Consider the following 11,989-nt stretch of genomic DNA (forward strand, 5'->3'; position numbering starts at 1 on the left):
CGATGCTCCTGATTTCAGAACTTTTTTATAATAATACCAGCCGTCTCCACCGGAAACCCAGCTGCTGCTCTCCCTTAGGGGATTAAAATTTTGATTCCAGTTTTTCACTGCTACATCAACATTTCCAACTTGATTTGAAAGAAGATTTCCGGCATCTTTGCCCCCGGACTGCCAATACTCCACATATGACATTCTGAGAAACACGGAGGAAGAACCTCTATTGATGAACTCTACTTCTTTTATTACATCTTTTCCTGTTTTGGGATTATCGGGAAATTTCTCCACAATCTCAACATCTGTATGATGAGCAGTCAGGTTATTTGTTTTTTCCACCTCTAATTTTAGAAAGGAGAAAGTAGAACCGATTCCCAGCAGCGCAATCATTCCAACTGTAAACAACAGTAACTTACTTTTTCCTTTAATTCGATTACGCAATATTCTCTGCCCCCTTTCTTTCAATTATTATAGCTTGCAAAATCATTTGATTTCGTATCATAATTGTGAAAATAATTTTGGGGAGTGTATTGGTTGTGAACTTCAACGATTACATCATCTCCCGGTTTAATCGTAACGGTACCTTTTTTCAGGTCAATTCTGTTGCTGCCCACATCCTTGCCATCGGCGCTCTTAATTACCAGTGCCGGATCTCCGTAGGTGTATTCCTGGGGCATAATTTCGGAAATCTGAAATACAGTCTCATGATAAACAGTTATATAGGAACTGATCTGATTATCGGTCAGTATGGCTGCTGTCTGGAAGGAATCACCGCTGATACTGTTGATTTCTATCATAAACTGATCTTTTGAAAGATTTTGACGTACCTCGTCATCAACACCATCGATTATTTTTTGTATTCTGACTTTGCCTTCCTGTCTCAGAGGCTTTACAATTGGGATGTTATAAGGTAATTTTTTCGGAGTCCAGACTCCATTATCCACCCAGTAAAAGGATACATTCGTCTGGCTTACATCGCCTTCATTAGAGTACAGTCCTTTTTTTCCTTCACTGAAAGGATACCATTTATCGTAATCTGTATTGTCCTGACCCATATCCACCGGTTCCAGATCCTTTGACTCTTCCTCTAACACGATATTAAAGGATACGGTGTAAACAGCCCTTGGATCCAGAAAATAATCCTTGCCGAAGTCTACTTTAATTGTTTTCCCGCTTGTGGTTACCGTATAATCATTTTTGTTCATGACTTCCGGTACAGCCCCTGCATCCGGCGCTAATTTTGTTACTTTTAAGTCCAATGTTGCGGAGGGGGCAAATTTCACATGCTTGCTTAATGTGTCTTGAATGGAAACCCCGGCTATTTGCTTTGTTATGGTACTCGTGATGGATTTAAAGGCATCTTTTAGTCCCTCGGCATCATTGCCTGCCAAATAGTCTTTCAGAACCGATTTTGGTGTTTCAGTTAAAGTCTTTAAGTAATCTATGTTATCAGACATTGTGTTTCCTGCTACGCCTACTACATAAAATCCGCTTAAATCCGGAAGGGCTGCCGCTGCATTTAAGCCAGCTTGTTTATCACGTTCCGTCGTGGTAGACCCTCCGCCAAAAGGAGCGGTAGGTGCGCCATCGGTAACAAATACAACAAATTTCTTCCTTTTTTCACTTCCGCTGTTTTCACTGCTAAACAGCATTTCATTAGCTTTCGACAGTGCCAGACTGTAATCAGTACCGCCTCCAACTTCAAGTTTTCCGCTTCTGCTATCCCAATCTGGATACCCTGCTTCTCCAATAATATTCTTTAAACTGCCTGCCGAAAGATTTTCGTTCAGGTTTGCCCATGTATTGATTTGCGTATCAAATTCCACAATTGCAATCCTGTTGTTGCTCTGGCTGCTTTTTAACGTATCAATGATATTTCTGGTAGCTGTTTTCAGAAAATCCATTCTCCGGCTTCCCAGGCTTGCATTGTTCCCGTTGTTCATGTTCCATGCCATACTTCCGGAACTGTCTAATACTAAAACGATGTCTGCCGGTTCCGGTGCCGTCTCCGGTGTTCCGGTTACGTCTAAATACAAACGGTACTTATCCTCGCCTCTCAGATTTGTATCTTGGTTTACTCCTTTATCTCCAAGGTAGTCGATCTGCTTTTTGTGGTGAACTTCACCGTATTCGTCCGTGCTGCCGGAATCTCTGACCGGCTGAAGATAAAAATCAAAGGAAACGTAGGTGTTGGTACCGGTCCAGGAATCCTGGGCAAATGAGTTTTTATAGCTGAGATTACCGTATCGGTCCATGCTCATTCCGTATAATGTGTTATTTCCCTGTTTTGCATAAAGTAGTCTGTCGTAACCTTCTACGGCTTCCAGTGCCGAATAGAGTTTCTCTAAACTATCTAATTTTTGGTTTTTCCCAATGGATAGTTTTCTTTGACCTCCTGAAATTTCTTTCCCTGTATAATAATCAAAGCACCGTACCGTTATATTTGTCACCTTGTCAAAATAGAGATATACGGTTGCATTATTAACATCGTACCAATAGTAGTTATTATATTGAAATTGCTGTACATTACTTCTGACTCTTAATCCGGTTATATTATACCGATTACAAACGGCTTCCATCAGTGATCCATATCCACTAATTTTACCAACTCTGTCAGCTATTGCGCTTAAGGAAAGTTCTTCTCCATTATCTATGGTAATGCTGTTTGGCGATCCACTGATCATGGCACCTGAACTCATATCACGGCATTCAATTTTAACCGTCTGGCTCCTTGCATAACTCTCGACACTCCTGATCTCAAAAGCAAGTGCATACACACTGAACTTATCGGATGAAAATGCCACATCTTTAACTATCCCATCTTCCTCTACGGTAATATCTGCCTGATCGGTAATATCCACAACCTGAACACCGTTGGGTGCTGTTTCTTTTTCTTCCAAATGCTGCACCCTTACCTGGGTATTGGCATCTTCTTTTTCATTTTCTACAGATGCACCATTCAGGAAGTTCATATGAACCTTTACCTCTCCTGCAGGTTCTATTTCACTCTTTTCTCCTGTTATGGCATCTGTTATTATAAAGCTGATATCATATGCTACAAATCCGGCAAGTGAAGTGTCTTCTTTTTCGGAAACCGCTTCTTCCAGCTTCATCTGTGTCTGGCTAAATTTTGCATTGATATTCTCGATCTGTTCTTTTTCTTCCTGCGTTGCTTCTGATGGAATTTCTTTTCTAAGTATCGGAGTAACCGCTAGCTGCGCATCTTTGGGAATCACCCCTGCCTCGGCGCTTACCCGGACTTCCACTGATTCATCCTGATATGTTCCTGCAAATGGAGCATCTGCTTCTGTGTCAATGACCGTGTCTTCCTGTCCGCTGTTATTGACCGGCTCTGTTTCTGTCTCATTGACATTCGTTTCGGGAGCTACTTCAGATTTGTCTTCCGTCTGTGGTTCCGTCTGTGGTACCATCTGTGGTTCCGGCTGTGGCTCTGCTCCCGTCTGCGGCTCTGCCATTTCCGATAGCTGCCCATTTACCGATTCTGTCTCCGGTATTATGATTTGATTATCCATACCGTTTCCATGATTCGACTGACTGCTTCCCTCACTGCCCTGATCCTGAACTGTAAGCGGAAGATCACCTGTTCCATATCCCTGCTCTGACGATTCTGCTCCGGCTGCGGAGGAATCAATGTCTGCTATTTTATTTTCCCTTGCCATTAAGGAAATGTTATTACTCAGCAGCAGTACAAGACAAAGGACAACTGCCAGCAATCTCTGTTTCACTTTATTCTTCATGACTTCCTCCTTCTTTTTATTCTTCTTCTATTCCGCTTTCATCCAGCGCATTGTCAATGAGCTTTAACAGCTCAAGGGCGCTTCTAAAATTCTTTGTGATCTTTTTCTCTGCCCAGACAACCTGCCCCTGCCAGGTGGCATTTTGACGATATTGAACATGAACGATGAATGTTGCCTGGTCTCCGCTTTGATTGATTACTTCATCTTTATCCATTACTCTTACCGCCTCCTGTGTCTTCGAATTTTTCTTCTCTATAAATTGTCTGCTCTCCATTGCTGCCTGTGGATAATTTATATGTTCAAACAAATCATCCATCTTGGCAATGAGCTGAAATTCATTTTCAAACGGAACTGCTTCCCTGCTGTAACAGTGATACAGTCTGCCTTTGCCTTCTCTGTGATTTACGCTGTCAATACAGATACATAAGATATTTGGGGCTGCAGAATTTATTTGCAATATGTCCATCTGATACAACCTCCCCGGCTTTTCTAATAACACTATAACAAAGCAGGTATTTCGCTACCTCTTTCGTAAGGAACTATTTTGATTTTTTTCGTATTTTATGAAATTATTTAATTGGAGGCGGATAAATTGGAGCTATTGCCGTGAAAGACACGCTGTATACAAAGCCTATTTTCCACGCAAACACAAAAAAGCACAGCCCTCCGTTCCCGGTGACTGTGCATTTCTATGTAATGTTTTTAATATACGCCCATAACTGTTCTGATTTTCTACACCCATTTTAGATCCCCGGATACAAAATTCAGTTTACCGGATCCGTTCTTCATATCTGCAACAGATGCGGTATAATAATTAATCTTATTGCGGCCTCCCCCTTCATCTTTAAAATTTCGGTCTATACGGGTTGAAATAATGGAGCAGTTTTCCTTATTGGTACCCGGGAGCAGTAATAAGAACTGGCATGGGCTGTATCTGGTATATAGATCCCCACGTCGAAGAGAACGCTGGATTGCCATTTGGAATTTCTGAGATACCTCCTGCAGCTTCTTAGGGGATTCTAACGGTGTGCCGCTTGAATCCGTAAGAGTGCAGAGCATTAAGAACACAGACTGACCCGTCCGTTCCATCATCCTGCTCAGAATTCGGTAATTATCTATAAAACTGGGCAATGTACAATAATAAGCTCCTTTTCGCTCATTTTCTTCTTTTAACCCTTCTTTAATGTCAACAATTGTTCTGACCGGCTGCTGAATATGGCTGCTCATCACCTGGAAACGTTCCATCATCTTTTTGGAAGGTGATAATCCAAGTTCATCGAAGAACATCTTTGTAGCATCCTGGTAGACATCCATTGCTTCTTTATATCGGTTCATAGCAATCAGACTGTCTATGCGCCAGATCTGCCATTCTTCAAAGGGATAAACATGGGCAGCCGCTGTAGTGAGCCGCAATATTTCTTCATATTCCCTCTGTTTGTCCAGTTCTTCGCAAACAATTCTCAGACTGGAAAAATAAACCTCCTGATAGTGGATATTAGCTGCCATTGCCCATTCTTCCCCTACCATCATCGGTAAGAATTCTCCATGATAAATCAGGCATGCTTCTTTTAAAAAGGATAGCCTGTTTTTTTCATCTGTTTCAGACATTCCTTTTGACGTTAGTTCTTCAAACTCATAGATATCGGCATAGATCGGTATTTCCTCATTCCATCTGCACATTCCATTTTGAACGGTAATATAATTATCCTTTGGCAGACCTGCAGACTCTAAGAGTTTGCGAAGACGGAATATCGTATTATTTAAACTGCTGTTTCCATTCTCTACCTCATCTCTTCCATACAGATATTGAACCAGTGACCCCTTGGAAACGCCCGTTTTCTTGTTCAAAACCATAATTTGAAATAATTGAACCGATTTTGCCAGATTATTTCTTCCAAAAGAAATTGCCTTCGTTCCATAATTCACATGAAATTCACCCAGCATATGTACATATAAAGCCTTATCATCCACTATTTTCATCTGCGCTGCCTCCCTTGCTGTATTTCACAGCTGTGTTCCAGCACGTTATAGACATAACCCAGCATTTCCTGTACGCTGCGAAACAAGCGTTTTTTATTGTTTCCGGCAAACTGTATTTCGCCCTGCCAGCTTCCATATTGGCGATAGCGGATCTTCAAGTAGAAAGTAAGGTATTTTCCATGCACATTTGCAAATTCTTTAAAATCATGACATGGTTCCGAATTGCTTTTCTTTGTTCCATATTCACTGTTTCGGGAATATGTACTGTCATTCGGACTTCCTGTCTCATCCATCAAACGATCAATTAACACAACCATTTCGGATAAACCATAAAATGGAAGAGCCTGTTTTAAATAACAATGATAAATCTTCCCAATCGGAATCTGATTCTCCATTTCATCAATCGAAATGATCATATTGTCTCCAAAAATATGTATGAAACGCTCAGAATCCCTTCCTTTATTGCTTTTTGTTCCCTGCATAAAATCCTACCGTGCTTTCTAAATTTTCGTGAAGTATTCAACTCTAAGAAAATGTAAGAAAACCCAGATTAACTGCTTGTGAATTTCTTTGATCATGCATTGACGGCTGAATTGACGGTTTATATAAGGTTTATATAAGAATGCATGTCCGTTCCATCTGTCTTTTTTTAGCGTCCATGGATGTGTGAACGTAACGATTCAGGGTAATATTTACATTCGAATGTCCTAAAATTTCACTTAAGCTCTTTGTATCAAAACCATTTTCAATACATCTGGTTGCAAAAGTATGGCGAAGACCATGAAAATTTAACGGGGTAATATTTAACTGGCCGATTGTCCTACTAAAATAATATTGATAAGTTCTTGGCTCCATATACTTATCAATTCTTCCTGTTAAAAAGTAGGAATCCTCCTCTCGGGGCTTAACAGCACTTAAAATTGACGCCATTGAGTTGGTTAATGGTATTTCCCTTATGGAACTGTTCGTCTTTGGCGTATCAATGATCACGCTTGTTTTTTCGGATGCCTTAGCTGAAATATTCTGAATGCGCTGCAAGGTATAGCGAATCTTTAATATGCCGTCACTCAAGTCCAGATCAGACCATCGCAATGCACATATTTCTCCCAGACGCATTCCGGTAACCATACACATAAGTAATCCAAGCCGTTTATAATCATGTATATCTTCCATTGCATATTCAGATAATATCCTCTGCTCATCCACCGTCAGCACCGAAATCTTTCTCTTTTTCCGGTCTGGAAGCACCGCATTTTTTATCTGCACCTTACAGCTGTATTCATCTTCAGCCATTTTAAGAATCGACTTTAGTACCATGACCAAATCCTGGACCGTCTTTGCAGAAAGCCCGCCCTTTCCATCCAGGCGTCCATTTTTGAGCTTTTTTGCAACGAACTGGTTTACCGCAAAAGAATTTATGCGTTGTATTTCCATTTTAGAAAATTCCGGTAACAAATGATTTTCTAAAATTTTGGCATATTTGGAATAAGTGGATTCTTTGATGATTAATTTCTCCTTGTGCATCCATTCTATGCTGACTTTTTCAAAGGTAACGGTTATGTTATCTTTCGGGGTTTCAAATGATTCCGTTTTCATGATCTGAAGTTTTTCTTTTACCTCACGGTATGTCTTGCCATATACATATCCTAATTTTGTCCGGCCATTGACATCTACAGACTTTTGATATCTTCCTTCCCAGCGGTTATCCTTTCTCTTGTAAATATTTTCTCCTCGCTTGGACATTATAAAACTCCTTTCTTTTTCCGTACGCTTTTATTATAGTAAATTTTTTAAGTTTTAATCTTCCTGACGATTTATTTGACGGCTTTTAATGGTAAATTTGATTAAAAAGGCCTTTTGGGCGTGTTTAAAATTTCTTAATAATTCTTTTTAGGCAAGAATGTTTACTATTTTTTGCGAATATGATAGAATAATTAAAATTGGCAACTGAAAAAGAAAGTATTTTCTATGAGATTTTCTTTCATAGAGTTGAATACTTCACGAAAGCAGAAAAAGGGAGACAGTATGTTTTAATTACACACTGTCTCCCTTTATATATATCATATTCTATCAACTTAAGTCTTTACGGCAATATGAGCTACTATTTTAGAAATAATCGGAAAAATATGGCTTCCCCACTGGTATTAGACGTTCTAATATCTGTACCATATAATATTCCATTTCCAGCCTGTCATTTTCATACAGATAAGACGGCCTTTTGTAACCCATTAACATTGTTGTGAGTGTCTGGATATCCAGTTCCACAATATTGGTAAGGGGCAGATCATTTTCCTGATCGCAAAATGTTTTCTGATCCCTCCAGTAAATCTGAAAATCTCCTTCATTCCAGGGTGCCATATTGTCATGCACAATTAAGTGTATATGAAAATCCTCCGGCATTACCTGAAATGGATACTGTAAAATAAATTCCCGAACATCTACAATCCTTGCCATGAAATAGGGAGCAATTGTCTCCGTGATTTCACTGTCCTCCAGAAGAAAAGCAAGGGGTTCCCCGGTATAATTATACCCGGTTACTTCGTTAATCATTGAAAAATGAGAGCTGATATAGTTCCATATTCCATGTCTTGCTTCTATATTCAGATACAGAATTTCTTTTACATTGAATATCTCATTTTCTATAGAATATACCACATAGCCAAGCGGCTTATGTTCTTCGCTGTAGTAGATTGCCGCAATGACATCATCGGATTCCCAACGCCAGTATTCCTCCCACGCCAGATCCTCTCTGATTAATGCCCCGTGTCTCTGGACTGCAAAGTACCGGTAAACATTCTTTAAGTCTTCGTGATCCCATTCTACCCGCTCTACCATGCCCGGAACGGGTTGTTTCCCCGGCAGCTGTGTATCTTTTATACTAAACTTGATCTGATCAGATACAATTTCCCACCCTTTCTTCCGGTAAAACGGAATGGAATAGGGGTATAAAAATGAAATCGTCTGCTGCTCTTCCCTCATATGCTCCAGAATCTTCAGCATCAGTGAATGAATTAATCCTCTGCCGGCATATTCCGGATAAGTAGCGACCCCTGTAATCCCTCCCATCTTATAGATCTCTCCATAGATATTGACTTCCATTGGATACACCACGATCTGTGATGCAAGTTTATCCTTATGAAAATATCCAAGTATATAGGACTGCTTAAGTATAGGTGCTTTAGCACGCTGGATTTCGTCTTCTTCCCAGCCTGACTTTAATAATTCATCTCCTGTAACCTGAAACACGTAGCGAAGCAGCGCATTGAACTCTTCCAAATCGCTTTCCTTTAGCTGCCGCATTTGAAACATATCTTCGTTTTTCATCTTTCCTCCAAGAAATTGTCAAAACTAATCTTTTTTGCTGAGGGCATGTCTGAACCAGAGCGTGTTTTAAAATTGCTTTCTGGCAGCTGTGCCTGTTTATCTTTTTTATTCTAACACAGGGGAATGTAATTGTCCAACCTGCAATCATTACCACGTACCTGCCATCATCCTATTTCAGACGAACAGTCATACGCACAGGCTGATGATCCGTATTTGCAAAATCTACATTCAGAACATCTACACTTTCCACATTTACGTTCTCCGAGACAATAAATCCATCCAGAACGTATACCTGGGATAGGGCCGCATATCTAAAAGGTTGAAGAAATGCAACGTGGCTTCCTTTCTACTTATTTTCTGCAACCGAAAGTAACTTGATCTTCTACTATTCTATCATATGCAGAAGGAGAATGGGAGATTTCCTTAAATTAGCCGGACATTTTATATTTACCTATTATTGCTTCATTGCAGTATCCTGATCAACAATTTATATAATCGCCTATCTTCCATAAAAATAACAGTACCCCATCGGGTACCGCTATTTTTATCTTTCTTTTTTATTAAATAATTCTGCGAATCTGTTCACAGTAATACTGTACATTTTCAAATATGGCATCCGGAGCAATCCGATGATCCGGGCATGGGATATATCCCCCCAGCTCGATCAGGGGCTTCAGCCTTTCTATCTCGGCGTCAACAGCTTTATAATCTCTGGCAAAAATGGTCTTATTCATCCCGCCGACACCCCGTATCTGCTTTCCGTACTTTTCTCGCCATGGAGCTATCGACGCATTCCACGTACCCACTTCAATGGGGAACATGGTATTTACACCATTTTCCAGCCAGGTGGGTATCAGGGAGTCAATCAATCCGTCGCAGTCCACAGAAACAATATTTACACCATATTGTTTTAATAGATCTGTTGTCTTTTTATAATGAGGTCCCACGTATTCATCAAACACACCCGGTATGACGAGAGGCCCGTTTTTAAAGCAGATATCCTCCCAGTAATGGGCATAGTCAAATTTTGCGCCTGATTCCAGTGCTGCTTTCACCCAGTTGTAAGACAAGCCTGCCATGGTATCAATGATTTCTGCATATAGATCTTCATCATCCATATATAAATAACTCAGCTGCTCTACTCCCAGAAGATCTCGCATTCTGCCAAGCAGGGAACCGCAGTGAATTGCAACAGGTACCTCACGCCCGGATGAATCATGCAGCGACTTCAACAGATTTTCATCTATGCGCTCCCGGCACCATTGCAGACGGGGCAGATAATGTTCTTCCCATGCCTTGCGGTCGGTCATTGAAGTTCCTATTTCAGCCGGTATAGAAACCGTACCCGGTTTTTCCAGCACAATCAGACCTAATTCATCCCGGATAACTCTGGAACCGTCTTGCCTTTCCTCTAATATTTCTACCTCAAATCTCGGAAATATATCCACCTGGCATCCCACGCAGGAATTCCAGTTAAAATCAAATCCGAGTTTTTTCATAACGCTTTTGTCTGCCCCGGAATTGTCCCCGAACTTCCGGTAACCTTCTGCTTCCTCCCTGGTAATATGTCCCTCCGCTGCCCATTTGTCCAGTGTTTCCACCCAGTATCCAAAGGATACCACCGGCATGCTTTCATAAGGCCGATAATTTAAAATCGCCATAATATTTTCTCTGTAATTCATTGCCGCCACCCCATCTCATCTTTTTTATTCTCGCGAGCGACGAAATCTCCGTTGCTTGCAGCGAGGTTTTTGACTCATGCTTTCATTTTCAGACATGCTTTAACGCATTTTCCAGGTCTTCCAACAAGTTCTCCACTCCCTCTAACCCACAATGGATTCTGATCAGCCCTCTGTCATGCTCAGTAAGGTTTAAAAATTTTATCTCCTCATCCGTTGCCGTATACAGCGGACAGAGTGCCAGACTCTCAAATCCTCCCCAGGAACATCCTTTTCCAAATAGCTTTAATTTATTAATTACTTTTACTGCTTCCTCTGGTGAATCTTTCAATACAAAACTTAATAAACCCGTATGCCCTTTCTGCTGCTTTTCTATCAGCTCCCGCTGTGGATGGGAAGGCAGTCCGGTGTAGTATACACGCTCTACCCTTTTATGTTTCTCCAGATATTCTGCAACCTTCTGAGCCGTCCTGCCATGTTCTGCAATTCTGAGTGCCATGGTCCGAAGTCCCCTGGTTGCCAGCCATGCCTCCATGGGACCCATATTCGCCCCGAAGAGCTCACGGACGGTCAGCTGTATTTCTTTCATAAGTTCTTCGTCTGCCGATGTGAGGATACCGCCCATAATATCGCTGTGCCCGCCGATATATTTCGTCAGGGTATGCATAACCAGGTCAATTCCCAGATCCAGGGGTTTCTGATACAGCGGCGTACAATATGTATTGTCTATGTATGTCTTAACCCCATGCTTTTTGGCAATTTGGGCAACACCGGCGATATCAACCACGGTAAATACAAAGGTGGCAGGGCTTTCTATCATAATCAGATCTGTTTCCGGGCGTATTTCATGCTCCAGCTCTTTTAAGCTCTCCCCCGACCAGTAGGTAACGGTCATGTTTAGCTTTGGAATCATATACCGGTTTAAAATATTCTTTACCGGTCCGTACACATCCCTCATGCAGATAATATGACTTCCCGCTTTGCAGGTCGCCAGAATCGCCGCCGACGTTGCCGCCATTCCGCTTCCAAACGCTGCCGCCCTGCATCCATGCTCCAATGCCGCAATCTTTTCTTCCAGAATATGCACTGTAGGATTCGAAACCCGGCCGTATTTAAATGCCCCCTTTTTCGAAGCATCACATCCGGCATACTCTTCAAAAGTTGGAAATACATGCAGGGAGTTCATAAAAACCGGCGGAATTACCGCATTTAAATATTTATCATAATCATCCCCTAAGTGGGTCATGCTTAACA

At 41.2% G+C, this 11,989-nt stretch carries 8 protein-coding genes and 2 pseudogenes; all 10 read right to left on the bottom strand.

The genetic code is table 11. The annotated features are described in order from the left end of the window. A pseudogene (locus ACH2DQ_RS09120) lies at nt 1–435 on the bottom strand (hypothetical protein); the annotation flags it as partial. Between the two features lie 20 nt (nt 436–455). Then, on the bottom strand, nt 456–3,752 hold the full coding sequence (locus ACH2DQ_RS09125; RefSeq protein WP_394911128.1) for a VWA domain-containing protein: 3,297 nt from the start codon (nt 3,750–3,752) through the stop codon (nt 456–458). A 16-nt stretch (nt 3,753–3,768) separates the two neighbouring features. Then, nucleotides 3,769–4,218 (bottom strand): hypothetical protein, encoded by a 450-nt coding sequence (locus ACH2DQ_RS09130; protein WP_394911127.1) that lies wholly within the window; start codon nt 4,216–4,218, stop codon nt 3,769–3,771. A 266-nt stretch (nt 4,219–4,484) separates the two neighbouring features. Continuing rightward, complete coding sequence (locus tag ACH2DQ_RS09135) at nt 4,485–5,732, bottom strand: BTAD domain-containing putative transcriptional regulator (protein ID WP_394911126.1); 1,248 nt, start codon at nt 5,730–5,732, stop codon at nt 4,485–4,487. Continuing rightward, entirely contained in the window at nt 5,729–6,148 is a 420-nt protein-coding gene (locus tag ACH2DQ_RS09140; protein WP_394911125.1) for a hypothetical protein, read from the bottom strand. The genes ACH2DQ_RS09135 and ACH2DQ_RS09140 overlap by 4 nt, the downstream gene beginning before the upstream one ends. Before the next feature lie 196 nt (nt 6,149–6,344). Next, complete coding sequence (locus ACH2DQ_RS09145; protein ID WP_394911124.1) at nt 6,345–7,475, bottom strand: tyrosine-type recombinase/integrase; 1,131 nt, start codon at nt 7,473–7,475, stop codon at nt 6,345–6,347. Between the two features lie 363 nt (nt 7,476–7,838). Next, the gene (gene eis / locus ACH2DQ_RS09150) at nt 7,839–9,056 is read right to left on the bottom strand and encodes an enhanced intracellular survival protein Eis (RefSeq protein ID WP_394911123.1); all 1,218 of its coding nucleotides are present in this window, start codon (nt 9,054–9,056) and stop codon (nt 7,839–7,841) included. A 169-nt stretch (nt 9,057–9,225) separates the two neighbouring features. Next, nucleotides 9,226–9,354: pseudogene (locus tag ACH2DQ_RS09155) on the bottom strand (endonuclease); the annotation flags it as partial. A 262-nt stretch (nt 9,355–9,616) separates the two neighbouring features. Further along, on the bottom strand, nt 9,617–10,738 hold the full coding sequence (locus ACH2DQ_RS09160; protein WP_394911122.1) for a uroporphyrinogen decarboxylase family protein: 1,122 nt from the start codon (nt 10,736–10,738) through the stop codon (nt 9,617–9,619). 88 nt (nt 10,739–10,826) lie between these two features. Further along, nucleotides 10,827–11,989 (bottom strand): trans-sulfuration enzyme family protein (locus tag ACH2DQ_RS09165; RefSeq protein ID WP_395026479.1); only part of this gene is annotated, 1,163 nt, incomplete at its 5' end.

This window comes from Robinsoniella sp., from assembly GCF_034124845.1.

Excerpts from the sequence above, each read along its gene's own strand:
- ACH2DQ_RS09125 (WP_394911128.1), bottom strand. The coding sequence starts at position 3,752 with ATGAAGAATAAAGTGAAACAGAGATTGCTGGCAGTTGTCCTTTGTCTT.
- ACH2DQ_RS09130 (WP_394911127.1), bottom strand. The coding sequence starts at position 4,218 with ATGGACATATTGCAAATAAATTCTGCAGCCCCAAATATCTTATGTATC.
- ACH2DQ_RS09135 (WP_394911126.1), bottom strand. The coding sequence starts at position 5,732 with ATGAAAATAGTGGATGATAAGGCTTTATATGTACATATGCTGGGTGAA.
- ACH2DQ_RS09140 (WP_394911125.1), bottom strand. The coding sequence starts at position 6,148 with ATGATCATTTCGATTGATGAAATGGAGAATCAGATTCCGATTGGGAAG.
- ACH2DQ_RS09145 (WP_394911124.1), bottom strand. The coding sequence starts at position 7,475 with ATGTCCAAGCGAGGAGAAAATATTTACAAGAGAAAGGATAACCGCTGG.
- eis (WP_394911123.1), bottom strand. The coding sequence starts at position 9,056 with ATGAAAAACGAAGATATGTTTCAAATGCGGCAGCTAAAGGAAAGCGAT.
- ACH2DQ_RS09160 (WP_394911122.1), bottom strand. The coding sequence starts at position 10,738 with ATGAATTACAGAGAAAATATTATGGCGATTTTAAATTATCGGCCTTAT.